Annotated in this window: 21 protein-coding genes, 2 tRNA genes and 1 rRNA gene; 8 read left to right on the forward strand and 16 right to left on the reverse strand. The window is 58.4% G+C overall.

Features of this window, described 5'->3' with window-relative positions; genetic code table 11:
* Positions 1–137: 137 nt before the first annotated feature.
* From Q7U39_18955 to Q7U39_18965, 3 genes are all read right to left on the reverse strand, one after another.
* A tRNA-Ala gene (locus tag Q7U39_18955) sits at positions 138–213 on the reverse strand.
* Positions 214–276: 63 nt separating this feature from the next.
* A tRNA-Ile gene (locus tag Q7U39_18960) sits at positions 277–353 on the reverse strand.
* Between the two features lie 151 nt (positions 354–504).
* Positions 505–2,042, reverse strand: a 16S ribosomal RNA gene (locus Q7U39_18965).
* Positions 2,043–2,348: 306 nt separating this feature from the next.
* On the opposite strand from Q7U39_18965, the gene Q7U39_18970 reads away from it, so the two are divergent.
* Positions 2,349–3,386 (forward strand): molybdopterin-dependent oxidoreductase, encoded by a 1,038-nt coding sequence (locus tag Q7U39_18970; GenBank protein MDO9120040.1) that lies wholly within the window; start codon positions 2,349–2,351, stop codon positions 3,384–3,386.
* A gap of 174 nt (positions 3,387–3,560) precedes the next feature.
* A complete protein-coding gene (locus Q7U39_18975) occupies positions 3,561–4,478 on the forward strand; it encodes an alpha/beta hydrolase (protein ID MDO9120041.1) in 918 nt (305 codons plus the stop codon).
* Positions 4,479–4,493: 15 nt separating this feature from the next.
* Here the strand turns inward: Q7U39_18975 and Q7U39_18980 are convergent, their stop codons facing one another.
* Both Q7U39_18980 and Q7U39_18985 read right to left on the reverse strand, forming a co-directional pair.
* Positions 4,494–5,174, reverse strand: a complete 681-nt coding sequence (locus tag Q7U39_18980; GenBank protein ID MDO9120042.1) for a pseudouridine synthase — start codon at positions 5,172–5,174, stop codon at positions 4,494–4,496.
* Positions 5,175–5,306: 132 nt separating this feature from the next.
* Positions 5,307–5,867 carry a Slp family lipoprotein gene (locus tag Q7U39_18985; protein ID MDO9120043.1) on the reverse strand — a complete coding sequence of 187 codons (561 nt, stop codon included), beginning with the start codon at positions 5,865–5,867 and terminating at the stop codon, positions 5,307–5,309.
* 350 nt (positions 5,868–6,217) lie between these two features.
* On the opposite strand from Q7U39_18985, the gene Q7U39_18990 reads away from it, so the two are divergent.
* The 5 genes from Q7U39_18990 (at position 6,218) to Q7U39_19010 (ending at position 10,044) form a co-directional block, all read left to right on the forward strand.
* The gene (locus tag Q7U39_18990; GenBank protein ID MDO9120044.1) at positions 6,218–6,397 is read left to right on the forward strand and encodes a hypothetical protein; all 180 of its coding nucleotides are present in this window, start codon (positions 6,218–6,220) and stop codon (positions 6,395–6,397) included.
* 260 nt (positions 6,398–6,657) lie between these two features.
* Positions 6,658–7,872: an OmpA family protein gene (locus Q7U39_18995; protein ID MDO9120045.1), complete on the forward strand. Its 1,215-nt coding sequence runs from the start codon at positions 6,658–6,660 to the stop codon at positions 7,870–7,872.
* Between the two features lie 173 nt (positions 7,873–8,045).
* Positions 8,046–8,702 (forward strand): DUF2959 domain-containing protein, encoded by a 657-nt coding sequence (locus Q7U39_19000; protein MDO9120046.1) that lies wholly within the window; start codon positions 8,046–8,048, stop codon positions 8,700–8,702.
* Positions 8,703–8,737: 35 nt separating this feature from the next.
* Complete coding sequence (locus tag Q7U39_19005; protein ID MDO9120047.1) at positions 8,738–9,601, forward strand: neutral zinc metallopeptidase; 864 nt, start codon at positions 8,738–8,740, stop codon at positions 9,599–9,601.
* The gene (locus Q7U39_19010) at positions 9,598–10,044 is read left to right on the forward strand and encodes an FUN14 domain-containing protein (protein ID MDO9120048.1); all 447 of its coding nucleotides are present in this window, start codon (positions 9,598–9,600) and stop codon (positions 10,042–10,044) included. Before Q7U39_19005 ends, Q7U39_19010 begins: the two co-directional genes overlap by 4 nt.
* Before the next feature lie 35 nt (positions 10,045–10,079).
* Here Q7U39_19010 and Q7U39_19015 read toward each other — a convergent pair whose 3' ends face one another.
* A complete protein-coding gene (locus Q7U39_19015; GenBank protein ID MDO9120049.1) occupies positions 10,080–10,370 on the reverse strand; it encodes a hypothetical protein in 291 nt (96 codons plus the stop codon).
* Between the two features lie 131 nt (positions 10,371–10,501).
* On the opposite strand from Q7U39_19015, the gene Q7U39_19020 reads away from it, so the two are divergent.
* A complete protein-coding gene (locus Q7U39_19020; protein MDO9120050.1) occupies positions 10,502–11,527 on the forward strand; it encodes a S1C family serine protease in 1,026 nt (341 codons plus the stop codon).
* A 31-nt stretch (positions 11,528–11,558) separates the two neighbouring features.
* On the opposite strand, the gene Q7U39_19025 is transcribed toward Q7U39_19020, so the two are convergent.
* The 10 genes from Q7U39_19025 to Q7U39_19070 all read right to left on the reverse strand — a co-directional run bounded on the left by Q7U39_19025 (position 11,559) and on the right by Q7U39_19070 (position 25,350).
* Entirely contained in the window at positions 11,559–11,945 is a 387-nt protein-coding gene (locus tag Q7U39_19025) for a hypothetical protein (GenBank protein ID MDO9120051.1), read from the reverse strand.
* Positions 11,929–12,843 carry a S16 family serine protease gene (locus Q7U39_19030; protein ID MDO9120052.1) on the reverse strand — a complete coding sequence of 305 codons (915 nt, stop codon included), beginning with the start codon at positions 12,841–12,843 and terminating at the stop codon, positions 11,929–11,931. The genes Q7U39_19025 and Q7U39_19030 overlap by 17 nt, the downstream gene beginning before the upstream one ends.
* A 223-nt stretch (positions 12,844–13,066) precedes the next feature.
* Positions 13,067–14,359 carry a ribonuclease HI gene (gene rnhA / locus Q7U39_19035; protein MDO9120053.1) on the reverse strand — a complete coding sequence of 431 codons (1,293 nt, stop codon included), beginning with the start codon at positions 14,357–14,359 and terminating at the stop codon, positions 13,067–13,069.
* A gap of 127 nt (positions 14,360–14,486) precedes the next feature.
* Entirely contained in the window at positions 14,487–15,650 is a 1,164-nt protein-coding gene (gene aroC / locus Q7U39_19040; GenBank protein ID MDO9120054.1) for a chorismate synthase, read from the reverse strand.
* Positions 15,651–15,656: 6 nt separating this feature from the next.
* Entirely contained in the window at positions 15,657–16,097 is a 441-nt protein-coding gene (locus Q7U39_19045; GenBank protein ID MDO9120055.1) for a hypothetical protein, read from the reverse strand.
* Positions 16,098–16,434: 337 nt separating this feature from the next.
* The gene (gene aspS / locus Q7U39_19050) at positions 16,435–18,198 is read right to left on the reverse strand and encodes an aspartate--tRNA ligase (protein MDO9120056.1); all 1,764 of its coding nucleotides are present in this window, start codon (positions 18,196–18,198) and stop codon (positions 16,435–16,437) included.
* Positions 18,195–19,043, reverse strand: a complete 849-nt coding sequence (locus tag Q7U39_19055; GenBank protein ID MDO9120057.1) for a pseudouridine synthase — start codon at positions 19,041–19,043, stop codon at positions 18,195–18,197. Before Q7U39_19055 ends, aspS begins: the two co-directional genes overlap by 4 nt.
* Before the next feature lie 155 nt (positions 19,044–19,198).
* Positions 19,199–20,755 carry a glutamine-hydrolyzing GMP synthase gene (gene guaA, locus Q7U39_19060; GenBank protein MDO9120058.1) on the reverse strand — a complete coding sequence of 519 codons (1,557 nt, stop codon included), beginning with the start codon at positions 20,753–20,755 and terminating at the stop codon, positions 19,199–19,201.
* A 125-nt stretch (positions 20,756–20,880) separates the two neighbouring features.
* Positions 20,881–22,347 carry an IMP dehydrogenase gene (gene guaB, locus Q7U39_19065; GenBank protein ID MDO9120059.1) on the reverse strand — a complete coding sequence of 489 codons (1,467 nt, stop codon included), beginning with the start codon at positions 22,345–22,347 and terminating at the stop codon, positions 20,881–20,883.
* A gap of 39 nt (positions 22,348–22,386) precedes the next feature.
* Positions 22,387–25,350: a 6-bladed beta-propeller gene (locus Q7U39_19070; protein MDO9120060.1), complete on the reverse strand. Its 2,964-nt coding sequence runs from the start codon at positions 25,348–25,350 to the stop codon at positions 22,387–22,389.
* Between the last annotated feature and the right edge of the window lie 131 nt (positions 25,351–25,481).

Here is a 25,481-nt window from a genome sequence, read left to right on the forward strand (position 1 = left end):
CACTTTGCTCCTGATACACATGGTCTTTCATCAAGACCTATTCAATTTTCAAAGAACATGGACGACAGGTTACCCGTCATCCGACGCTGAATAGAGGAAGTTGAGCAAGAAACAGATTCGACACCGACTCAGATCTTTGGTGGAGCTGACTGGAATCGAACCAGCGACCCCCTGCTTGCAAAGCAGGTGCTCTCCCAACTGAGCTACAGCCCCGCAGATCCTTACTGGATAGTCCCCCAGACAGTTGCCTGGAATGCTGCGTAACTTAGACTCAGATGGTGGGCCTGGATAGAGTTGAACTATCGACCCCGCGCTTATCAAGCGCGTGCTCTAACCAACTGAGCTACAGGCCCAGCTGAGCCATGACGCCATCAAGGCCCGTTTTCACAGGACACGATAGATCCTGCAACATGATTCACGACTGAGCCTTCACTAAAATTCGGTGTAAGTGTATTGAAGAGGTGGCCCTCGGCCCTGGATTTTCTTTGGAGGTATGCTCCTTAGAAAGGAGGTGATCCAGCCGCAGGTTCCCCTACGGCTACCTTGTTACGACTTCACCCCAATCATCGGTCATACCGTGGGCGCCTGCCTCCTTGCGGTTGGCGCAACGACTTCAGGTACAACAAACTTTCGTGGTGTGACGGGCGGTGTGTACAAGGCCCGGGAACGTATTCACCGCGGCGTTCTGATCCGCGATTACTAGCGATTCCGCCTTCATGGGGTCGAGTTGCAGACCCCAATCTGAACTGAGGCCGGTTTTTTGGGATTGGCTCCCCCTTGCGGGTTTGCAGCCCTTTGTACCGGCCATTGTAGCACGTGTGTAGCCCCAGGCATAAAGGCCATGCTGACTTGACGTCATCCCCACCTTCCTCCCCGTTCTCCTGGGCAGTCTCTCCAGAGTTCTCAGCTTGACCTGTTAGTAACTGAAGACAGGGGTTGCGCTCGTTGCGGGACTTAACCCAACACCTCACGGCACGAGCTGACGACAGCCATGCAGCACCTGAGCAGGATGGTATTTCTACCTCGTTGGGCTTTCACCCTTCTACTACCTGCATGTCCAGCCTGGGTAAGGTTCTTCGCGTTGCGTCGAATTAAACCACATGCTCCACCGCTTGTGCGGGCCCCCGTCAATTCCTTTGAGTTTCAACCTTGCGGCCGTACTTCCCAGGCGGGATACTTATTGCGTTAGCTGCGGCACCGGCGGTAAACCGCCGACACTTAGTATCCATAGTTTAAGGCGTGGACTACCAGGGTATCTAATCCTGTTTGCTCCCCACGCTTTCGAGCCTCAGCGTCAGAAATGTTCCAGAGCGCCGCCTTCGCCACCGGCCTTCCTCCCGATCTCTACGCATTTCACCGCTACACCGGGAATTCCGCGCTCCTCTCCCATCCTCTAGCTGAGCAGTCCCCTCTGCACTTTCCGGGTTAGGCCCGGAGATTTCACGGAGGGCTTACCCAACCGCCTACGCTCCCTGTACGCCCAGTGAATCCGAACAACGCTTGCCACCTTCGTATTACCGCGGCTGCTGGCACGAAGTTAGCCGTGGCTGCTTCTGGAGGTACCGTCCAAGTGGTTACCCACTCCATCTTCCCTCCCGAAAGGGGTTTACAATCCGAAGACCTTCATCCCCCACGCGGCGTCGCTGCGTCAGACTTTCGTCCATTGCGCAATATTCCTTACTGCTGCCTCCCGTAGGAGTCTGGCCCGTGTCGCAGTGCCAGTGTGGCTGATCGTCCTCTCAGACCAGCTACCCGTCGAAGCCTTGGTGAGCCGTTACCTCACCAACAAGCTGATAGGACATGAGCCCATCCATGAGCGCAATACCCACGGTATTGCTTTCTTTCCGAAACCGAAGTTCCGGAAACGTATGCGGTATTAGCTAACCTTTCGGCTAGTTATTCCCCACTCGAGGGTAGGTTACCCATGCATTCCTCACCCGTTCGCCGCTTTACAAGTGTATTGCTACACCTTCTCGCTCGACTTGCATGTATTAGGCGCGCCGCCAGCGTTCGTTCTGAGCCAGGATCAAACTCTCAAATAGGTGTTCTCTAAAATTGGACCAAGGGCCACCACTTCAATACACCTTACACCTTGCTCAACTTCCTCTATTCAGTTGTCAAAGAACACAACGTCGCGTTCGTGACGCGGGAGGCGCAATATAAACGTTGCGCACTCTCATGTCAAGGGACCCACTCAAAAAACTTCGGGTAGTTTCCCTCAGGCACCGCACCGTCTGGTTGCGGTATGTAGGCAAGAACTCATCCGCCCTCTGCCCTCGAACGAGTGGGAAGATAACAAAGCTCCCCCACGAGTGTCAAGCAACATTTTCATGTATAATGAAAAAAATATGAAAAACATTGAATCACCACTATCCATGCGGCGACGCACGATTCTAAAAACCCTTGGACTCGTCGCGACGGCAGGATTAACCGGCGGCTGCGACGCCGTCGGTTCTGTTTTCGGACGCATGTTTGCGATTCCACCCCGCGAGACCACCTATTTCACGCCGAATTCTAAATTTTACGTCGTCAACTACGCGGATTCCGCCGTCTCTTTCTCCCGCGAGGTGAATATCGAGCAATGGAAAGTTCACGTCAAAGGCGTCGTCAATACGCCGCTTTCACTGGGCTGGCGCGACATTTTGAATCGCGATTCCTACGATCAAGTCTCCACGCTGATGTGTATCGACACCCTCCCCGGCGGCGACAGCCTGGGCACGGCCACCTGGAGAGGCATTTCACTGAAAAAGCTCCTCCAAGACGCCGGCGCCGACGAAGAAACGGCGCGCGATGTGATCTTTCGCGGCATCGATGGCTACGATGACAGCATCCCCTTCGCGCGCGCCATGCAAAACGATGCGATGATTGCCTTCCTGATGAACGGCGAAAAACTCCCTAAGGAGCATGGCTTCCCGATTCGCCTCATCGTCCCCGGCCTGTACGGTATTAAGAACGTGAAATGGATTACCGAAATCGAGGTCTACCCAGGAGATTACCTAGGATATTGGCAACGCAAGGGCTGGACGGACGACGCCACCATCAAGATCTTCTCCCGCATCGACTCCCCCGGCCACTATCAAACCTTGCGCGGCCCCGTGCAGAAATTCCGCGGGATTGCCTTCGGCGGCCCCAACTCCATCAGCAAAGTCGAGCTGAGCTTCGATGCCGGTCGCACGTGGAACGAATGCGAGATTGAACCCCCGATGTCGCCCTACTCCTGGGTCGTCTGGAACTACACCTGGACCGCCCCCAAGCGAGGAAAATTCCAAACGGTGGTGCGGGCGACCGATACAAAAGGGCAACTGCAGATAGCCGAAATCGTCCGGCCGCAGCCAGCCGGCGCAAGCGGATTGCATACGATCATTTCGGAACTGGCAGAGCTGTAGACTTGCGACGCCCGTCGCAATCGGCCGCACGGCACCGAAATTCATCCGCATCCGCCCCCACTCTCGGGCAACGCTCCTTTCCAGCTGCTTCACCTACACTATATATTCTGACTTGCTTCTCTCCGGGAATCTCGCTAGTGATAGTCGCTCTGCTTCATATTCGCTGGAGGGACCATGGCACGACGTTTCATCCTCTATTCATCCCTCATCCTTAGCCTTACCGGCTGCGATCTACATGCTCCGGCGTTACAGCAAGACCGGCTGACGTCCCTGGGATCCGCCCAAACCCATGCGACGGCGACACGTGTGAACGGGGAAATCAGGCGGCGCGCCGTGACGATTGCCGGCGTCTCGCTCAGCATTCTGGAAGCCGGCACCGGCGACCCGATCATCTTCGTTCACGGCGTCGTCACCACGAGCAATATTTTCCCGAAATATCTGAACGCCTACTCGCCGGACTTTCGGGGTATTGCCGTCGACCTCCGCGGATACGGCGAATCGCAAAAACCGGAGAACGGTTTTACGATCGCACAGTTTTCCAAAGACCTGATTGCACTCGCGGACAAGCTGGGGATCGAGCGGCCGATCTGGGTCGGCGTCTCCATGGGTGGGATGATTTTGCAGCAGCTGGCTCTGGATTATCCTGAGCGCGTGCGGGCGCTCGTACTCGTCTCGACGACCGACGGGGCGATGGTGCTCGATAAGGACCTGCCGACCATCGGCAACCCGCGCGACTTTCGCGACGTATCCAAGAACATTATCGTGGAGAGCTTCCCCCAGGGAACGCCCGCCACACTCTATCAGCCCTTGTTGGACCGCATTCCGAGCTGGAACGGCACAGTACTCCGCGAAGCCCTCACAAGCATGGCTCAGGCCAACGTGCACGGACGAATCAATACGATCACCGCGCCGACGCTCGTGGTGGTCGGAGCCAAAGATGATGTCGCGACTCCGGCCATCGCGCGCGGCATTCAGGCACAGATCGTCGGCGCGCAACTGGTGGAGTTCAACACCGGCCATTTCATGATGGCGGAAGATCCGGAACAGTTTCGGAAAGTGCTAGGGGAATTCCTGCAGAGCCTGAGGAAGTAACGAACAACCGCCGCGCTATTCAGTGGCGCGGCGTGAAGTTCCCTGAGATTCGGGCCGCCGTGGTTTGCTGCCAGCGGACGCTCCACTGCCCTGAATCGCCTGCACCTCGCCAGCGGTCAATTCACGCCAGACACCGGGCGCAAGATTCCCCAACGAGATAGGGCCAATCGCCACCCGAACCAACCGCAGCGCCGGGTGCCCGACCGCCGCGGTCATGCGACGCACCTGCCGATTCATCCCTTCGCGAATGGTCATCTCGATCCAACAGGTCGGCACGGTTTTCCTGAACCGAATGGGCACCGGCCGATCCGGCAATGCCGGCGGCTCGTCCAGCAAGCGAATCTCCGCCGGCCTCGTCTTGGTTCCGCTCAGCACCACACCCTGGCGCAATTGCCGAAGCGCCTGCTCAGCGGGCATCCGTTCAACTTGCACCAGATAGACCTTAGGAAGCTTGTGTTGCGGATCGGTGATGCGGTGAGAGAGCGTTCCGTCGGATGTCAGGAGCATCAACCCTTCACTGTCCATATCCAGCCGCCCGGCCGCATAGACACCGGGCAACTCGACATAGTCGGCGAGCGTCGGCCGCCCGTCAGGATCGGTAAAACACGGCAGGACGCCATAGGGCTTATGAAACGCGATGGTGTGAACGCGCGTTGGACTCGACGTGGCCGGTGTCATGCGGGACGTGGATTTCACCGGCCGGCCGCCGCGGTTTCAGCCACATGCAGCTTGAGAAGACTCCGGCTCAGGGTACGGCACCGCCGACAGGGCAACGAAATGAATCGATCTCGATCAGTCGAATGCTCCGCCTGCCTCTGAAGGACGCGATCAGTAGCCACGGCCGAATCCTCCGCCGATTCGCCCGCCGCTTCCCACGCCCATGCCACCGAAGACCCCGAGAGAAAACCCTGATCGCGGCTCCGCACCATACCCGGGCGGCCACGCATAGAGATGCTTCACGCCAAAGGTCGGATACCGATACTCCACCTCATCGAGGCGATCCATGCGGGCTCCGGTCACTTCGCCAACCAGAGTGATCGCCGTCCCCTCCCGGATCGTCGCCGGGTCGAGCAATTCTTGAGTGAGCGCCAGGAATCGGCCTTGCGAGTCTGTCCTCACAACCGTCGGTTCATAGTCGGCGTTCAATGGAAGCTGCAATACTTCGATCAGCATGCCGGCAGCGATCCGCTTTGCCTTCAGTACCTCACCGCCGACCACAATCCGTTTCCCGACCAAGGACTCCGGCGCCGCAAGAATCTGCGCGAAGGTGACATCCTTGTCGAGCTGGGCCTCAAGCGCCGCCGGCACGACAACGTGCGACGCGCAGCCGGGCATCATCAACGCGCTCCACCACAGCGCGGCGATCATCCTGATCCAATTGATCATCATGCCGCCACTATACCTGACCCTGCGCACCACCCTCAATTCTCATCCCCCGTGTAGAATCGTAGGTATTCCCCTGCAAATCCCAGAGCGCTTCCATACAGTCTTTCCGTCACGCCTCGAGAGCTATGAAATCGCTCGACGACGAGAATGCCTGTCGACAGCGCGACTTAGAAGATGTGGCCATCTCCGAATGGTGGATATCACCCATCCGTTTCTTCCGGCATCAGGCTTGCTCTATTACCCGGCATGAGAGCTTCGCCACTCTCATCGGATTCATTCAGTGTTCGCAGCGGCCACAGCATCGCGGATGACCGTGGCCTATTTTCATTCACTCTCTACGTGAGGAGGTTCCCATGACTCGCTTAGCCAGCTTCATCGCACTCGCAGCGTTCTTGACCTTCGGTCTCGGCACGGCCGTCTCCTTCGCAAGTGAACCGGCACCGGTCGAACAGAAGGACAAGAAGGATATGAGCGGCTCCAAAGCCGATGACGAGAGCAAGAAAAAGGATGAAAAGAAGGAGATGGGCAAGTAAGCCTGCCTTCCGGGGCGCAACAGCCGTTGCGCCCCCATTCCTCGACCCGATATATTCCATACCGATATCTATCGAATCTGTAGGCCTCTTCCTACAGGACCGTGGCATCTCACGACAGTCTCCCCCATCTCCCCGCTCCCTTCTCCAATCATTCCCTTGAATAACCAGAACTTTCTCGTCCGTCCCTACGGAAACACTCAGGCATCGACTTTGCTCCTTCTCGCTGTGTTCCGCGTGTCATCCTTTATAGGGAGGAATCTATGCATCCACGTAGTCCGTTCCAGACCTCATCGCTCCGAACCGCCTCGTTGATCGCCTTGTGCGCCATCGCCCCGATCGGATGCGTCACGAATGAAACGCACACCAAAGCGCTCACCGAACTGGATGCCACGAAGAAAGCATCCGCTCAACGGGCCGCCGAACTTGAGGCGTTGAAGAAACAATCTCAGGCCCAATCGGATCAACTCAAACAGCAACTCGCCAGCCTGCAACAGAATCTGGATCAGGAATCGGCGCAACGAAAAACCGCCGAGGAGGCCGCGGCCGCACTGGCCAAAGAACGGGCAGCCCTGGAGGCCCGCTCGGGAGCATTGCAGTCCAAGCTGGACGGCCTGGAAAAAGACAAGGGCCAACTCGGCACCGAGCTGAGCGCGGTGCGCGGCCAGATCGACCAACTCCAACAGAAGCTGGCCGACGAGGCGGCCCAGGTCAGCGCGCTGGAAAAAGACAAACAACAATTGGCCAGTGGGACCGCTTCCGCCCAGAGCGAGATCGCCAAGCTGCAGAAGCGCGCCGCCGACCTTGAAGCAGAAGCCGCCCGCGTCGCCAAGGAACGCGAGCAACTCCGCCAGGAACAAACCCAGCTCACGGCGAGCCTGGAGCAGGAACGAACGCGACTGAAGGCCGAGGAAGCCGAGAAGGCTCGGCTTGAACAGGAACGCGCCGCCAAAGAAGCGGAGATCGCGCGGCTGACTCGCACGCAGGAGGAACTGTCCAAATCACTCCAGGACGAAATTTCGAAAGGCAACATCACGATCCAGCAGGTTCGCGATCAGTTGACGATCAACATGGTCGACCGGGTGCTCTTCGACTCGGGGCAGGCGCAGGTCAAACCGGCCGGAGTGAAAGTCCTGAAGCAGGTCGGCGATGTCTTGAACAAGATTTCCGACAAACAGATCCGCATTGAAGGTCATACGGACAACGTGCCGATCAGTACGAAGCTACAGGATAAATTCAAAACGAATTGGGAGCTCTCCACCGCCCGCGCCACCAATGTCGTGCGGTACTTGATCGATCAAGGTGGAGTAGGCCGGCAGCATATGTCCGCCGTCGGCTATGCCGAGACACGCCCGATTGCTCCCAACGAGACCGAGCAGGGCCGAAGCGCCAATCGACGGATCGAAATCGTCCTCCATCCGAAAGACCTCTCCAAAATCACCGGCCAGCTGGGCTCCACCGGTCCGGACGGGAAATAAGCCCGCCCGTTCGCACCGCGGCGGCCACCACACATCCTGTGGTGGCCGCCTCTCTTCGCCGTGCGTGTCTGAAGACTTCCCCTCGGTCATCACTTCCGCTATGATGCCGCCGTGCCGCAGAAATCCACAGCCCTTCGTAAGCACTTTTATGGATCCTTCAGCTTGAGGATGTCATGGTCCACTTGATCAGACTTGCTGTCGTGTGCACGCTCTCCTTCGGATTGACGGCCTGCGATACCGCCTATATGGCCGCAATGGAGAAGGTCGGATATGCCAAACGCGATATTCTGAGCAGCCGGGTCAAGTCTGCGCGCAATGCGCAGGAGGACGCCAAGAAAGAAATCCAGAGCGCCCTGGAACAATTCGGAAAAGTCGTCGGCTATCAAGGTGGCGATCTGGAAACCACCTACAAGAAACTGAACAGCGAGTTGGAAAGCAGCGAAGACAGCGCCGAGACCGTGCGGAAACGGATCAAGGATGTCGAAAGCGTGGCGGATTCGCTGTTCGCCGAATGGAAGACCGAACTCGGCCAATATTCCAGTGCCGATCTCCGGCGCAAGAGTGAAGAGAAGCTGACTCAGACCAAAGCCCGGTACAACGAGATGCTCGGAGCCATGAAAAAAGCCGAGCAGCGCATCGACCCGGTGTTGAAGCCGCTTCGCGATCAAGTCCTCTACCTGAAACACAACCTGAATGCACGCGCCCTGGCCGCTATCAAAGGCGAACTCGTCAAGGTCGACGCCCAGGTCGATCAACTGGTCAAGGACATGAACAAGTCCATCGCCGAAGCGGACAAATTCATTCAATCGATGGAAAAAGAACCGGCCTAACTCGATAGGCCTGAGAGTTCGACCGGAGGATCGCCATGCGGTGGGAAGGACAACGGGAAAGCAGCAATATCGAAGACCGCCGTGGCATGGGCCCGGCCCGGGTCGGCAGTGTCGGCGGACTGGGAATCGGCGGCATCGTGTTGGTGCTCGCCGTCAGCTACTTTACCGGCACCAATCCCCTGACGCTCATCAATATGCTGAGCGGAGTCCAGAGCATGACGGAGTCCTCCGTCCCGTCAGAACCTGCTGCCACAGGGGCACCAAGCGACCAACTCGGCAAGTTTGCATCAGTCGTCCTCGCGGATACTGAAACGACCTGGAAGCAGTTGCTGGGACCTGAATACGAGGAACCCCGACTCATCCTCTTCAGCGGCAGCGTCCGGTCTGCCTGCGGGACCACCTCATCAGCCGTCGGTCCGTTTTATTGCCCGGGTGACCACAAAGTATATCTCGACCTTACGTTCTTCAACGAAATGGCTCAGCGCCTCGGCGCCCCCGGAGATTTTGCGCAAGCCTATGTCATCGCGCATGAGGTGGGACACCATGTACAGAATCTAACGGGAGTCGCCAAGAAAATTACCCGGCTTCAGCATCAGGGATCGGAGAAAGCGGCCAATGCCTTGTCGGTCCGCATGGAGTTGCAAGCCGATTGTTACGCCGGAGTATGGGGATATCATGCCAACCGCAAGCGCAATCTGATCGAGCCGGGCGATTTCGAAGAAGGGCTCAAAGCCGCCGCCGCCATCGGCGACGATCGCCTGCAGAAAATGGGTCAGGGATACGTCCAACCGGAAAGCTGGACGCACGGCTCCTCCGACCAACGGATGACCTGGCTCAGGCGGGGCTTGGAAAGCGGCGATCCCAGCGTCTGCAACACCTTTGAAGGCATACGCTCATGAGTCAAGACGAACAGGATTCCACGCACCATCTGGCAACCGGCGCGCTTGAGACGCTCTTTGCCGATCCTCCGTGGAATTCGACGTCTTTCCTCGGCGCAGGAGCCACGACCCTCGCCGGACTCGGGGCCTGGATGAATGACATGATGTCCCCGGCCCTCGCACGCGGAGGCGCCAGCTTTATGGGAGGGTTCTTGATCGGCTGGGCGATTCGCCGGACAATCAAGCTCGCCGCAATTGTCGCCGGCCTGCTGTTGACGCTTCTGGCTGCCGTGAAAATGAGCGGCATCGTCGACCTCGACTGGACGGCCATCGAAGCCAATATTTCGCACAGTGTCGCCTGGGCACAGGGCAAGACCGAGGGCTTCAAAGAAATCCTCACAGGCTATCTCCCCTCAGCCGGAGCAGGCGGCGCCGGAACGTTTTTAGGATTTCGGAAGAAGTAGAAGAGCAATCAGAAACATTCGAGAGAACAGACGGCTTAGTCGTTCAACTTTTCTTTGATCTTATTCCCGGCCTTTTCGAACCCTTCGGCCGTTTTCGTCGCAGCCTTCTTGAGCTTCTCGCCGACCTTGTCCACAACGTGCTTCTCTTCGACCTTTTTCACCACCGCTTTGGTCTTACTCTCAATCTTTTCGCCGATATGTTTCGCCGTGGCTTCAACCCGCTGCATCATCCCCTGCGGCTCTTCGGCGAAAACAGGACAGGCTGCGAGCACCACCACCGTCGACAGCGCACAGAGCACCCGCATCCAAACTATTCTTGTAGGCATACCGCACTCCTTTTATAAAGATAGCATAGCATGCGAATCACCTCTTGTCCCTGTACCCCCCCCTTTCCCCTTAGCCTACGCTCTGGATTATACTAGAATGGTTTATCGGCTCTGACATGAAAGGATCTTGCATGCGACGCACTGCTCTCATTCGTTCAATTTTCCGTGGCTCTGCCCTCTTCATGCTTGCACTCCCGATACTTATGCTGACAGCACCCGCGCATGCAGAACTATCCCCTGCGGCGCTCGACCGCGCCAAGCTCGCGACCGTCGGCGTGCTCGAAGATACGCAAGATCAGCGGACGCCGGATAAACCGGGAAAGATTCTGGTGCGCGGCACCGGCTTTCACCTGCGCGACGGCTACATCGTGACCGCCCGTCATGCCGCAGAGAAGCACGATGTCACCACCGGCACCATCATTGAGAAGCAGATCCATATCCTGACGACGGATCTGCACGAGCTCACCGCGGACCTGGTCGGCGACAGCGCCTTCATGGATGTCGTCGTCTATCGCGTGGCGGAAGCCCACCGGGCCAAGCTTCACGCCACCGCCTCCTTTGCCGCCGGCGACGTGCAGCCCGGCCAAGATGTCTTCACCGTCGGCTATCCGATGGGCTGGGGACCCACGATGTCCTTCGGGCATTTGGGCAATACGAATACATTCCTCCAAACGGTGGACACCAGACTGATCCAGGCCGACGTCGCGGCTTGCAGCGGCAACTCCGGCGGTGGACTCTTTAACGACAAGGGGGACGTGGTCGGCATTATGCACGCCATCATCCAAACCGAACGGGACGACTCCACCGCCCACTGCAGCCGCATGGCCTTTGCGATTCCGGCGTTGCTGGCTGAACGGATCGTGAAGTCGGCCATCGACGGAAAGCCGATGACCTTCTCGAAGATGGGCATTCACATGATGGCCGTGAAGGACGGCACGAAATGGCGCATGGCGGTGAAGGAAGTGAATGAGCCGTCCAAGTCAGCCGGCATTCAGAAGCACGACATCATCATCGCGGTGGATGGAACCGAGATCAACGACGCGGCGCATTTGAAGAATTATCTGATCGAGCGAACCACCCCGGGCCAGCAAGTGCGTGTCAAAGTCCGCCGCATTGATGCGGATCTGACGTTTACGGTGACGTTAGGAGGCGGATAGCAGACGGCTCGATTGAAAATCGATGGCCACATTAGTTCTTCGTCACCGACCGCACATCTAGAACGCCGGAAAAGTGTGCGTCGATCGTCACACGGTCACCGTTTCTGAGCATGACTGTTCCCATATCGCAAAGCGTCGCATACGTGGCATTGATAGTACCGGTGTCGTCTGCGACCGCAAATTCCTGAATACACTTCTCGAGCTTACTGCGGGCACCGATAAACTGTTGCATGCGATAGCGACTGACGGTGCCCTCGACCCGCACCAATTTCATATTGTACGACTGAGGATACGCGAGCAAGGAATTGACCTTCACCGGTTCCGCCGCCCACGCCATGGAAGCCAACACACTGCACAGGAACGCCAGCGTTCCCGCAAAGCCGACCAGCCGTTTTGTCGTCTCAATCTGATGACGCATCACTCCCCCTCTTCGTGTGTGTTAGTGGACCGCCTGACGCAGCGGTGTATGCCTCAGCCAACGTATGGACCTCGATGACATGAATAGCCTTCTCCGCTCCGGTAAAATTGAGATGGCTGTTGTCCAATCCGTCCGGCACGATCATCGTGGTCTTTTTGAGATCCCGGCAGGCGTTCATCTTATCCACCAGTCGGCCAACCGGCTTGATCTCCAGCGTCGGCTCAATCGTTCCTGACATGCACACATCGGGGCGAATCGGATCACCGAGGAGAGCCGCAGCAATGCCGACAGCCATCATTCCACCGGCGCTCGGACCATCCATCTTCGTCGGGATCAGCAGGCGAACGGTCAAATATCGAGGGTCGTATCCCACAGCCCTCGCTGCCGCAATCACAGCCGTATGCAATGACCCAACCGATACCGGCTTCAAATTCTCATTGGGCAGAATCTCCGGCCCCCTGCCGTCCTCTCTGTAGCCGACTGTAATCCGCGCAACGAGCCCATTCCACGAGCCGGTAATCGATCCCAGCGTGCCTTCTGATGAAATGCCGAGAACCGGCACGGCCAAAGATACATCAGGAAATAGAGCCGGCTTATTCAAATTCTGGACAGGCATGTGCACAGCGGTCGATTTCGACTCAGGGACAGAACTGGCTTTGAGCGGTGGGAGGATAGGCGCCGGAACAACTTCCAAAGACGAATAGGTCTTGGGCTCCCCCAGCTTCCAACAGCCCGGCCCACTATGGTCCGTGTACAGATCTGATTGTCCAGGCCGTGGACAGACCCAGGTCTCCGCCCAGGCTGTCGGGACGAAGATTTCCCCGGAGTGGAAACACCAGAGACCGAATAGCCAGGACAACATGTGCAGATGTCGATGCTCAGATAAGCGTTCCAACATATGGAGCTCGTTATGGGACTCCCGATTCGTCCATCGGAAGAAAGAGACCTCAACCTCGTCTATTCCTCAGACCCTCGCCATAAGGAACACTTATCTGTGAAACGTACCCCTCAAGACAGACTTCGTCAAAAGAAAGAGCGGTTCGGACACTGGCAGAAGATTCGCAACTAGAAAGAAGGGCAGAAACGATGGGGGCAGATCATACGAGATGCGTCGAACCACGTTACCCAGGCAGGGCTTGATACCAACCGTTGGCCCGGACAAGCGTCACGGGCTGCTCAAAAAGCCGGCTGAGGTTTATATCTGTGAGCAGATTGGCTTTGCTCCCATCAGCGACAATCTGCCCCTCTTTGAGCAAGACGACCCGCTCAATCTCCGGCGGGATCTCGTGCAGATGATGCGTGACGAGGAGCACGGTCTTCCCTTTGCGGATCTGCGCACGCAAGAGGTCTAGGTATTGGAAGCAGGCTTTCAAATCGAGTCCACTTGTCGGCTCATCCAAAACCAGCACAGAAGGATCATGCACCAGCGCGCGGCCAAGGAGAAAACGGCGCTGCTCGCCGGTTGAGAGATGGCCGAAGCGGCGGCCGGCCAGCGACTCGATCCCCAACTCCTTCATCACCTCACGCGCCCGTGCAATCTGCGCCTCGCTGAACTCCTGATATTCGTAGGTGTCGTTGCTCGCGTAGTACCCGGACAGAATGACATTCAGCCCCTCCGCACAGATAAGATAGTCCCGCTGAAGGTCGTGCGACACAATCCCGAGCCGCTTGCGCACTTCCCAGACATTCCCGCCTTCCTCGCCGAAAAGGCTGATCCTGGTCTCGTCCAACGGCAACGGATGGACGCCGCCCGCTAAGAGTTTGAGCAACGTCGATTTACCCGCCCCGTTGGGGCCGACAATCGCCGCATGCTCTCCTTCTTGTAGCGCAAAGGAGAAGTCCGAGAACACGCAGGTCTCCCCTCGATAGACGGTTGCATGCTGAATATCGAGGATAGGACGAGAGTTGCCTATACGACGCGTCTCTTTGACGGGAGTTGCGACCGGCACGGCAGGGGGCAGGGGACCGCCGACTTTCTTCCCAGCACTGCGCGACTGTTCAAGCCCCGTGCGTGCCAAGGCATCTACGCGTTCATTCTCCGGATGCCCGTTATGCCCCCGCACCCAATGCCATTCAAGCTTGTGGCCGGAAGCCAGCGCATCGAGTCGACGCCACAAATCCTCATTCTTCACAGGCTCTTTGCCGGCCGTTTTCCAACCGCGCCGTTTCCAGCTATGGATCCATTCACTGATGCCCTTCTGGACATACTGCGAATCGGTATAGACGCGCGCTTCCACCGGCGATGCAAGCGACTGCAAAGCTTCGATGACGGCGAGTAATTCCATCCGGTTGTTCGTCGTCGCCGGCTCTCCGCCGCAGAGTTCCGTCTCAGCCGTGCCGACACGCAGCAAGACGCCCCAGCCACCAGGACCGGGATTTCCGCTGCAGGCACCGTCCGTGTAGATTTCGATCATCGGCCCAGGCTCCTCGTAAACCGTCAGAATAATTTCCGGCACACCCGCTCATCGAGCGCAGACACGATTCTACACCGCCCCGGAAAGACCGGCCAGGAGTAGAACGAGGCTCTGCTTCGTAACGTAACTATGCTTCGGCAGGATCGGAGTTGATCTTCGCAGTCGATTTCTTGCCCGCTGAGGAAGCAGTCTTCTTCGACAAACCGGAAATCTTCGGGGTCGCGGTCTTCACGTCGGCGTTCTGCGCGCGATGCAGCAGAGCGTGATCCATGAGGACGAGGGCCAGCATGGCTTCGGCGATCGGCGTGGCTCTGATGCCCACGCAGGGGTCGTGGCGGCCATTGGTTTCAACCACAACGGCATTGCCGCTTTTATCGATAGACCGGCGCGGGACGCGGATGCTGGAGGTCGGCTTGATCCCAATGGTCACGACCACATCCTGACCGGTTGAAATACCCCCGAGGATGCCGCCGGCATGATTGGTCACAAAACCTTCCGGCGTCAGTTCGTCGCCATGTTCGGAGCCGCGCTGGGCGACCGAGGCGAAACCTGCACCGATTTCGACCGCTTTGACCGCGTTGATGCTCATCATTGCGCCGGCCAGATCGGAATCCAGCTTTGCATAGACCGGGGCGCCCCACCCGACCGGCACATGCTCGGCCACGGCCGTGATCTTCGCGCCGACGGAATCGCCGGACTTCCGCAAGTCATCCATAAACGTTTCGAGCTTCGCAACAAGGTCGGCATTGGCGGCAAAGAACGGATTGGCTCTGACGACGTCCCAACTCTGGAACGGCACGTCGATCGGGCCCAACTGGCTCAGATAGCCCCGGATGACGACTCCATAGGTCTCATGCAGCCACTTCTTCGCAATGGCCGCCGCCGCGACGCGCACCGCCGTTTCACGCGCGGAGGAGCGTCCCCCGCCGCGATGATCGCGAATGCCGTACTTCTGCCAATAGGTATAGTCGGCGTGGCCCGGACGGAACGTATCGATGAGATTGCCGTAATCCCGGCTGCGCTGGTCTTCGTTGCGAATCAGGAGGGCGATCGGTGTCCCGGTCGTCTTTCCTTCAAAAACACCCGAGAGAATCTCGACAGTATCCGATTCCTGTCGCTGCGTGACGTGGCGTGACGTGCCCGGCTTGCGCCGGTCCAAATCCCCCTGAATATCTTCGGCCGACAGCGCCATCCCCGGCGGGCACCCGTCCACCACACAGCCGATCGCCGGCCCATGGCTCTCGCCAAAGGAGGTAACGGTAAAGATGTGTCCGATCGTATTGCCAGCCATGAACACTCAGTCTCCCGCTTGAAGTCGCCGCAGCACGGCGTTCCAAATCTCTCGAAGCCCTAACCGATCCGCCCACTCTCCGATATAGGGCTCATCGATCATACCGGCACTGACTTTCAGTATCCCCGCGATATCGCGAAGATGCTTCTCGGACCCTCCCTCGCGATAATATTCCATTTTCTTGAGAATCACATCCTCCGGAGAGGCAAACGAGGCACCTCGAACATCGGTGTAGTGAATCAGCCTTGCGCGTTTGAAGCGGCTTTCCTCAAACGGTGTTCCCTTCTGGATCATGACATCAATTTTTAATCCGGAAGCGGGATGGATAATATTGAACTGCCCCTTACGAACCAGCGCATCTCGAATTGCCTCGTCGCTGAGATAGAACTCCTCCGGCGAGAACTGCGCCAGCAGGCCCCGCACATGGGTCTCTTTCAGATCAACCACAACATCGATATCGTTCGTCAGGCGTGGCTCGCCTAGGCCATCGACGCGACCGACCCGGTAATGAGATACGGGATCTGCAATCGTTCGAGCGCGGTCACTAACCGTTCAAGCAGCTCCTGCAGCTCCATGCGATAATCTCCGCACCACCTCTCGGTGGACGTGCGGCATACTCCAATCCGGATGTTCAGCGGAAAGATGGGCGGTCAATATGCGCTTGGCGGAATCCCACATTGCAAAACCAATACTGATGCGCTGAGCCGGAGACTTGCGCCGCAAGACCTCGGCCATCATGGTATCGACGACCTCAATCTGCCCGTTATCCAACCTCATGCAGCGCTCACTCAACAAGATCCAGCTTGATCCGGAGTTCCTTCAACTGTTCCGCACTCACGGCCGAGGGCGCGTCGGTCAACGGGCATTGCGCGCGCTGTGTCTTGGGGAACGCGATGACGTCGCGGATGGAATCTGCGCCGCCCAGCAGCATGATCAAACGATCGAGGCCGAACGCGATGCCGCCGTGCGGTGGCGCGCCATACTCCAGAGCTTCCAACAGAAACCCGAACTTCGCCTGCGACTGCTCTTTGTTGATACCGAGCAACTCCAGAATCTTGAGCTGGATATCGCTGCGGTGGTTCCGGATGCTGCCGCCGCCGATCTCGCTCCCGTTCAACACCATATCGTACGCCTTCGCGCGCACTTTCAACGGCTCTGAATCCAGCAATGCCAAGTCTTCATCCATCGGCGCGGCAAACGGGTTATGCATGAAGATGTAGCGTTTCTCTTCCGGCGAATAGTCGAGGAGCGGAAACTCGGTCACCCAGAGCGGCTTCCAGGCATTCTTGTCGATCAGGTTCAATTCCTCGCCCAACATGAGCCGGATGCGACCCAGCACATCGTGCACCACTGCCGGTTTGTCGGCGCCGAACAGCACGAGATCGCCGGGCTTGGCTTCCGGCAAGGCTGCGGCAAACGCTTTGGCATCCAGGAACTTCGCAATGACGGATTCCAACTGCCCTTCGGGCGTGATCTTCAGCCAGGCCAAGCCTTTGGCGCCGAAGCTCTTCGCCGTTTCTCCCAAAGCATCGATTCTGGTTCGAGAGAGCGTGCCGCCACCCTTCACGATCAAGGCCTTGACCAATCCGCCCTTCGTCGCGGCATCCTTGAACACCTTGAACTCGCTGCCCGCGGCAAAGGCCGTCACGTCGTGCAACGGCATGTCGAAACGCAGATCGGGCTTATCCGACCCATATCGCCCCATCGCGTCGGCGTAGGTCATCCGCGGAAACGGCGTCGGCAATTGCACGCCGCCGGCCTCGCGGAATACGGTGACGATCATCGTTTCCATCAAGCTCATCACGTCCAGCCGATCGACGAACGACATCTCCAGATCGATCTGAGTAAACTCCGGCTGGCGATCGTTGCGCAGATCTTCGTCGCGGAAGCAGCGGGCGATTTGATAGTAGCGATCCATACCGCTGACCATGAGCACCTGCTTGAAGAGCTGCGGCGACTGCGGCAGCGCAAAGAACGTCCCGGGGTTCACGCGGCTCGGCACCAGATAGTCCCGCGCCCCTTCCGGCGTGCTCTTCGTGAGGATCGGCGTTTCAATTTCAAGAAAGTCTTCCTTGTTCAGGAACCCGCGCACGGCCTGCGCGATGTCGTGCCGGGTCTTCATCAGCTTCTGCATACGGGGACGGCGCAAATCCAAGAACCGGTACTTCAGACGGATGGCTTCCGTCACTTCGGCGTCGTCTTCGATCACGAACGGAGGCGTCTTGGACTCGTTCAAGAGCTCGACGGCATCGACAAAGATTTCGATCTCACCGGTCGACAGATTCGTATTTTTTGACTCATCCGGACGCGCCATCACCTGGCCGGTGATGGAGACCACGCATTCGCTCCGCAGCGTATGGCCGCCTTGATGGACCGCCGCGTTACGCTCCGCGTTAAACACCACTTGCGTCAAACCGGTCCGGTCGCGGAGATCGATGAAGATCACCGTGCCGTGATCGCGCCGGCGCTGCACCCAGCCGTTCAAGACGACGGTCTGGCCGACATGGGTCTTGTTCAATTCGCCACAGCGATGCGTTCTCACCTTCATGCCACGTGTCTCGCTTTCTTCGCGGAGTGTCGTTTAGTCTTCGATGGTTTGGCCCAGCCGGGTCGCCGGGGAGGCTTGGGCGGTCGGACACCCGGGTCCTTCCCTTCCTTCTCCAAAGTCATGCGCTGCTCGACGATGTCGCGCAAGGCATTCGCTTCCCGATCCGTCAAGAATCGGAACTCGCCGGACTCCAGATTGCCGAGCGTCAGCGGCCCCATCTTCACGCGGGTCAATTTGATCACCGGATGGCCGACGGCTTCCAGCATCCGCTTTACTTGATGCTTGCGGCCCTCGTGAATCGTAATTTCCACCCAGGAGTTGGCTTCGGCCTTGCGCACTTTTTTCACCGTGGCCGGACTGGTCATGCCGTCTTCGAGCTTGATCCCCTTCTCAAGCTGGGCGATCTCTGCATCCGTCAGGACACTCTTGACCTTGATCAGATAGGTCTTCGGCACATGATAGCGCGGGTGCAGCAGCGCCTGCGTCAGATCCCCGTTGTTCGTGAGCAGCATGAGGCCTTCGCTGTCGAAATCCAGCCGGCCGACCGGAAACACCCGCACCGACACGCCGTGCAGAAAATTCTTGACCGTCGGCCGGCCGCCCGGATCGTCTAGCGTCGACATGACGTTCTTCGGCTTATTCAAAATGAGATAGACGAAGGGCTGTGCGTCTTCGAGGTGCTTACCGTCCACCTTCACGTGATCGCGCTCGGGATCGACCTTCGTCCCGAGCTCCGTGACCACCTTGCCGTTGACGGTGACGCGCCCGCTCGCGATCAACATCTCCGCCTTCCGGCGCGATGCCAGGCCCGTCGTCGCGATTATTTTCTGCAGTCGAGTTTCCATCAATCTCTTTTCTTCACTGCTTTCTCAGCAGGAGCAGTTCTATTGGCTCTTATTGCGCGCATCCGGCGAGCACCGCCCGCCACCTAGCATGTCACATCAAGTCCCTCTGCGCGCCGGGCAAGCACAAGAGACAATAGGACGGCTCCTGCCCTCCCCTACTCCCACTCAATCGTGCTTGGCGGCTTCGAGCTGATGTCGTAGACGACGCGGTTCACGCCCTTCACTTCATTGATGATTCGGCTCGACATCCGGCCCAGCACATCGTTCGGAATCTTGGCCCAGTCGGCGGTCATCCCGTCGACGCTGGTCACCGCGCGAATCGCCACAACATTGTCATAGGTCCGCTGATCGCCCATAACGCCGACCGTGCGGATCGGCAGGAGCACGGCAAAGAATTGCCAGATTTCGCGATACAGTCCCGCTCCGCGGATTTCCTGATCGACGATCGTTTCCGCTCCGCGAAGGATCGCCAATCGTTCCTTCGTCACGGATCCGAGCACCCGAATCGCGAGACCGGGACCGGGAAACGGCTGCCGCCAGACGATCTCATCCGGCAACCCGAGTTCCGTACCCAACACCCGCACTTCGTCCTTGAACAATTCCCGGAGCGGCTCGATCAATTTCAGCTTCATCCGCGCGGGCAGCCCGCCGACATTGTGATGCGTCTTGATCGTAGCCGACGGGCCCTTGAAGCTCACGCTCTCAATGACGTCGGGATACAGTGTGCCCTGTACCAGATACTTGACGCCCTTCAACTTCTTGGACTCGACATCGAAATTCTTAATGAACAGGCGCCCGATGATCTTGCGCTTCTTCTCAGGATCGGTGACGCCCTTCAAGCCATCCAGGAACTGTGTCGTGCGATCGAGCACCCGCAGATTCAGATGCATCTGCGACGCAAAGGTCTTCTTCACCTGGTCGCGTTCACCGGCCCGCAGCACTCCATTGTCGACGAAAATGCAGGTCAGCTGGTCCCCGATAGCCCGATGTGTGAGGGCCGCGGCGACCGACGAGTCGACTCCGCCGCTCAACGCGCAGATCACGCGATCTTTCCCGACCTGCTCGCGGATCTGGGTCACCGCCTGATCCACATAGGACTGCATGGTCCAGGTCGGCGTGCAGCCGCAAATCTCATACACAAAGTTGCGAAGGATCTTGGCACCTTCCGGCGTATGCGCGACCTCCGGATGGAACTGCAGGCAATAGATCCGCCGCTGCGCATCCTCCGATTTCATGGCCGCGACCGGCGAGTTGCTTGTATGGGCGATGGACCGGAACCCCTTCGGCATGCGCTCGATCCGGTCTCCATGGGACATCCACACCACCGAAGAGCCGCCTGCGCCGATTCCTTTAAAGAGGTCGCTGCGGTCATCGATCAGAAGGTCCGCGCGGCCGTATTCCCGATGCGGCGCCTTCACGACTTTGCCGCCGGACAGGTGCGTGACCAACTGCATGCCGTAACAGATGCCCAGAATCGGAATGCCCTGATCGAATAATTCCTTCGCGACGGACGGCGCCTTCTTTTCATACACACTGGAAGGTCCGCCGGAGAGCACGATGCCCTGCGGACGATAGGCCAGGATGGTCGCGAGGGACGCCGTGCAGGGCAGAATCTGCGAATAGACCTGCGCCTCGCGAATACGCCGGGCGATCAGTTGCGTGTATTGCGATCCAAAGTCGAGGACGAGAATGCGATTGTGCCAAAGTTCCATGATTTTAAGAGCCTATGGCTGATAGCTGATGGCTGATAACTCAGAAAGAGAAGTCGGCAGGCAGTACAGAATCGGCATCCGGCGCTTCTGCTATCGGCTTTGCGCCATCAGCCATTCGCTCCGGCTCACTCCCAATCCATCCGGTAGTTCGGTGCTTCTTTGGTGATAATGACGTCATGCACGTGGCTCTCGCGAAGACCGGCCACGGTTTGCCTGATGAAGGTGGCATTTTTCTGAAGCTCGGCGATCGTCTGACAACCGCAGTACCCCATCCCCGACTTGACGCCACCGACCAACTGATAGATGACCGCTCCCAGCTGCCCTTTGTACGGAACGCGGCCCTCGATCCCTTCCGGCACGAGCTTCTGGGCCGGACGTCCGCCTTGGCCATACCGATCGCCGCCGCCGCGCTCCATCGCGCCGATGGACCCCATCCCGCGATAGACTTTGTAGGTTCTCGCTTGATACAGCACGGTCTCTCCCGGCGATTCTTCCGTTCCGGCCAGGAGTCCGCCCAACATCACAGAGGACGCACCCGCCGCCAGGGCCTTGGTCACGTCGCCGGAGAACTTGATTCCGCCGTCCGCGATGATCGGTACCCCGCTCCCGCGAAGCGCTTTGGCGCAATCGGCAATGGCGGTCAACTGCGGCATCCCTGCGCCGGAGACGATGCGCGTCGTGCAAATCGAACCGGGCCCCACGCCGACCTTCACGGCATCGACGCCCATCTTCAGTAAATCCTTGGCCGCTTCCGCCGTCGCAATGTTGCCCGCAATCAATTCTAGAGACGGATGTTGCTTCTTCAGCCGTTTCACCGTATCGAGCACGGCCTGGGAATGCCCGTGCGCGGTATCGACGACGATCAGATCGACGCCGGACTTGATCAAGAGGCTCGCCCGTTCATCGGTATCCGGCCCCACGCCGACCGCCGCGCCCACGCGCAGACGCCCATGGGTATCCTTGCAGGCATTGGGATACTTGATCCGCTTCTCGATGTCCTTGATCGTGATCAGCCCTTTGAGCTCGTAGTTCTTATTCACGACCGGCAGTTTTTCAATACGGTGCTCATGCAAAATATCGCGGGCTTTTTCAAGGCTCGTCCCCACCGGGGCCGTCACGAGCTTGTCGCGCTTCATGACTTGCGACACCTTGAGGTCCATGCGCGTTTCGAACCGGAGATCCCGATTCGTCAGAATGCCGACCAGCTTACCCTCTTTCGTGACGGGAATGCCGGAGATGCGATACTTCGCCATCAGCGCGTGCGCGTCGCGGATCGTCTGCTCGGGTGAGATCGTCACGGGATCCATAATCATCCCGCTCTCCGACTTTTTCACCCGATCCACTTCCGCGGCCTGATCCACCGGCGACAAGACCCGATGGATGATCCCAATCCCGCCTTCACGAGCCATCGCAATAGCCAGCCGCGCCTCGGTCACGGTATCCATTGCCGCGCTCACGAAGGGGACGTGAATGCGAATATTGCGCGTCACTAGCGTCGACGTCTCGACTTCGTTCGGCAAGACTTGAGACTTCGCCGGCACCAGGACGACGTCGTCATACGTGAGGCCCAATCGCGGTTCTTTATCCAGCATGATCTCCCCGTACCAACCCTGCGGCCCGTTCGTCAGGCCCTATCGCGTCTGTTGCGCTTTATCGAGTTCCGCCATCGCTTCGGCATTTTCCTGCAGCCGCTCGCTGCCTTCATCGGCCGGCATGAACTGCTGCACCCGCGTATTCCCGCTGTCCACGACGAACACGCTGCCCCGGGCGTCGACCGCGATGCCATACGGGAAATTGAATTGCCCGTCGCCGTTCCCGTAGCCGCCCCACTGCGTGATGTAATTGCCTTCTTTGTCGAATTTCTGCACGCGCTGGTTTCCCGCATCCGTCACATACACATCGCCGGCGCCGTCCACCGCCACGCCCCAGGGATTCCGCAACTGTCCGGCTTCCTGCGCGAGCGGACTGCTCGCATGGCCGGCCTCTGGACTGCCGCCCCACTTGGCCAGCAACTGCGGCAACACGTTGGTGCTGGTGTCGAACTTCTGGATGCGGTGGTTGCCCATGTCCACGACATACACCGCACCGTCGTTCTGGTCTACGGCCACGCCACGCGGGAAGTAGAACTGCCCGTCGCCGCTGCCGAAGCTGCCCCAGGCCATGATGAACTCGCCGGCCATATCGAACTTCTGCACACGGAAATTCGCGCTGTCCACGACGTAGACGAACCCGCGCACGCGATCGACCGCGATGCCCCATGGGGCATTGAACTGGCCTTCGCCGTTGCCGCGCGATCCGAACTTCATCAGGTACCCGCCGAGCTTCCCGTCGAACTTCTGCACGCGATGGTTGTTTGTGTCGACCACCCACACATCGCCCTTGCCGTCGCAGGCGATGCCCGTCGGATTATGGAAGTTTGAGTTGGCCGATCCGAAGCAGCCCCAGAGAATAATGAAGTTTCCGGCGTTATCGAATTTCTGGATGCGGTTGTTGCCGTTATCGACGGCGAACAACGACCCCTGCTGATCCACGCACAAGCCGTACAGCGGCGCCATGAATTCGCCCCCGTGCAGGAGCGACGCACCGCGGCCCGGCTGGCCCCACTTGGAGACACAGACGTACCCGGACGTGTTGACGAGAATGCTCGCGCTGGCCGGAGTCGAGACGTTGTTGCCGACGTCCTTGAACCAGACATAGATGGTCTTCGGTCCGTCGGTCGGCGACAGAATGAAGGGAATCGTGGCGCCGAACTTGATCGCCGTCGTGACATCGACCCATCCGGGCGTGCCTCCCATCGGCGTCAGCGGACTTTCCGAAATGAAATAGGCCGTCACTCCGGTATCCAAATCCGTGGCGGAGATCGTCACCACGACTTCCGGAGAATTCGTCATGAACGCGCCGTGATTGATGACGGCGTAGGGATTCTGCGGAGCGGTAATGTCGATGAGAACCGGCGTCGACGTGACTTCTTCCGACACCTCGCTCTCGGTGCCGTCTTCGAACACCGCCGTGATCGCATAAAAGTACGGCGTATCGTTGGTCAATCCGGAATGCGTATAGGGACTGGTGACCCCTTCGATCTTGGTCCCGGTCTGGATCGTGACGCCCTGCGCGGTATTGAAATATAGATTATAGGAGACCGCACCCTGCACATCCAGCCAGCTCAAATAGATTTCCGTGTCGCCCGGCTTGACGGCCACGCTGCGCGGAGGCTGCACCGCACCCGCCGCCGGAGCCGGCAGCGACTGCTCTTTCCCTCGATTGATTTCTTCTTCTGTCGGCACATACTTCACGACGCGGCTGTTCCCGCTATCGACGACGATGACTGCGCCCTCTTTATCGACGGCGATGCCGGAGGGGAAATTCAACTGCCCCTCTGTCTTTCCGCGGTTTCCGAAGGAGCAGAGGAAGGTGCCGTTGCCGTCGAACTTCTGGACACGATGATTGCCGTTATCGACGACGTAGACATTCCCCAGCGCATCGCAGGCAATGCCCCACGGCGATTTAAATTGCCCCGGCCCATGCCCTTCGCGCCCCCACTTGGTCAGAAAGCTGCCGCGCGAATCGAATTTCTGAATCCGGTTGTTGCTCTCATCCGCCACAAAGATATTGCCGACGAAATCGACCGCCACGCCGCGCGGGAAAAAGAACGCGCCGTCGAAGCTGCCGTCACGCCCCCACTTCAACAGCGGCTGGCCATCGGACTGAAATTTCTGAATGCGGGCGTTGCTCGTGTCGGACACGTAGACATTGCCCTCTTGATCGGTGGTGATCCCCCAGGGCACATCGAACTTGCCCATGTCGGCACCGCGCCAGGCAAATCCGAACTTACCCCAGGCCTTCATGGCGTTGCCTTCGAGGTCGAATTTCTGCACGCGGTTATTGCCGCTGTCGGCAATGTAGATGACATCGTCCGGCCCGACCGCCAATCCGCGCGGATAATAAAAACACCCTTCCTGCGAACTCGGCTCGCTCCCCCATCGGGCAATGAACTTGCCATCTTTCGTGAATTTCTGAATCGAATGGTTATCGGTATCGGCAACATAAATGTTGCCGTCTTTGTCGAGCGTCAATCCCGTCGGAGAGCTGAATTCTCCATCGTCGGGGCCTTCCTGACCGAAGGCCATGGCCAAGAGATAGGGCGAGGGAATCGCCATGACTTCCTGCGACTCCAGACTCTCCCCCTTCTGCGTGACGACGGTCACGACATAGTGGTAACAGGTCCCGTTGGCGAGATCGTCATGGAGAAACGGAGCGGTCGCACCTTCGAGACAGGTCGCTTTCTCCTTCTTCACACCAATGACGGCCTTGAAATCCTCGGCGCTGGCGATGGGGCGCGTGAGTTCTGAAAACTTGATCTGCACGCCCTTCGTGGTCTGGAAATAGAGGTTGTAGTACATGGCCTCGGGGACCGCATCCCACGTGATCGTAACCCGACCATTGCCTGCTTTGGCCTGAACGTTTTGCGGCGCGGGCGGCAGCTCTTCATCCGCGGCGACCGAATCGCCGGCACCCCACTCACTCTGGGTGCCTTCGGCGGACAAGACCAGCCGATCAAACTGGAACATTTCGTCAAAAAGCCATGCCTTCATCATTGGTGTTGCCTCGTGTTGCTAAAGCCGTCCCGCGCCAAGAACCAAGGGTCTTTCAATCACTTAGAATTGGATTGGCGAGTCTAACAAAGCGCTGGAAACAGAGTCAAGGAGCGGGGGGAATAGGACCGGAC

It is taken from the genome of Nitrospira sp., assembly GCA_030653545.1.
In the GTDB taxonomy this organism is placed as follows: domain Bacteria; phylum Nitrospirota; class Nitrospiria; order Nitrospirales; family Nitrospiraceae; genus Nitrospira_D.

What these genes read in the sequence shown, in the direction of transcription:
- Q7U39_18970 (MDO9120040.1), top strand. Translation starts at nt 2,349, where the DNA reads ATGAAAAACATTGAATCACCACTATCCATGCGGCGACGCACGATTCTA.
- Q7U39_18990 (MDO9120044.1), top strand. Translation starts at nt 6,218, where the DNA reads ATGACTCGCTTAGCCAGCTTCATCGCACTCGCAGCGTTCTTGACCTTC.
- rnhA (MDO9120053.1), bottom strand. Translation starts at nt 14,359, where the DNA reads ATGATCGAAATCTACACGGACGGTGCCTGCAGCGGAAATCCCGGTCCT.
- Q7U39_19055 (MDO9120057.1), bottom strand. Translation starts at nt 19,043, where the DNA reads ATGGAAACTCGACTGCAGAAAATAATCGCGACGACGGGCCTGGCATCG.
- aroC (MDO9120054.1), bottom strand. Translation starts at nt 15,650, where the DNA reads ATGGCTGGCAATACGATCGGACACATCTTTACCGTTACCTCCTTTGGC.
- Q7U39_18985 (MDO9120043.1), bottom strand. Translation starts at nt 5,867, where the DNA reads ATGATGATCAATTGGATCAGGATGATCGCCGCGCTGTGGTGGAGCGCG.
- Q7U39_18995 (MDO9120045.1), top strand. Translation starts at nt 6,658, where the DNA reads ATGCATCCACGTAGTCCGTTCCAGACCTCATCGCTCCGAACCGCCTCG.
- Q7U39_19005 (MDO9120047.1), top strand. Translation starts at nt 8,738, where the DNA reads ATGCGGTGGGAAGGACAACGGGAAAGCAGCAATATCGAAGACCGCCGT.
- Q7U39_19025 (MDO9120051.1), bottom strand. Translation starts at nt 11,945, where the DNA reads ATGCGTCATCAGATTGAGACGACAAAACGGCTGGTCGGCTTTGCGGGA.
- aspS (MDO9120056.1), bottom strand. Translation starts at nt 18,198, where the DNA reads ATGAAGGTGAGAACGCATCGCTGTGGCGAATTGAACAAGACCCATGTC.
- Q7U39_18975 (MDO9120041.1), top strand. Translation starts at nt 3,561, where the DNA reads ATGGCACGACGTTTCATCCTCTATTCATCCCTCATCCTTAGCCTTACC.
- Q7U39_19030 (MDO9120052.1), bottom strand. Translation starts at nt 12,843, where the DNA reads ATGTTGGAACGCTTATCTGAGCATCGACATCTGCACATGTTGTCCTGG.
- guaA (MDO9120058.1), bottom strand. Translation starts at nt 20,755, where the DNA reads ATGGAACTTTGGCACAATCGCATTCTCGTCCTCGACTTTGGATCGCAA.
- Q7U39_19015 (MDO9120049.1), bottom strand. Translation starts at nt 10,370, where the DNA reads ATGCCTACAAGAATAGTTTGGATGCGGGTGCTCTGTGCGCTGTCGACG.
- guaB (MDO9120059.1), bottom strand. Translation starts at nt 22,347, where the DNA reads ATGCTGGATAAAGAACCGCGATTGGGCCTCACGTATGACGACGTCGTC.
- Q7U39_19070 (MDO9120060.1), bottom strand. Translation starts at nt 25,350, where the DNA reads ATGATGAAGGCATGGCTTTTTGACGAAATGTTCCAGTTTGATCGGCTG.
- Q7U39_19020 (MDO9120050.1), top strand. Translation starts at nt 10,502, where the DNA reads ATGCGACGCACTGCTCTCATTCGTTCAATTTTCCGTGGCTCTGCCCTC.
- Q7U39_19010 (MDO9120048.1), top strand. Translation starts at nt 9,598, where the DNA reads ATGAGTCAAGACGAACAGGATTCCACGCACCATCTGGCAACCGGCGCG.
- Q7U39_19000 (MDO9120046.1), top strand. Translation starts at nt 8,046, where the DNA reads ATGGTCCACTTGATCAGACTTGCTGTCGTGTGCACGCTCTCCTTCGGA.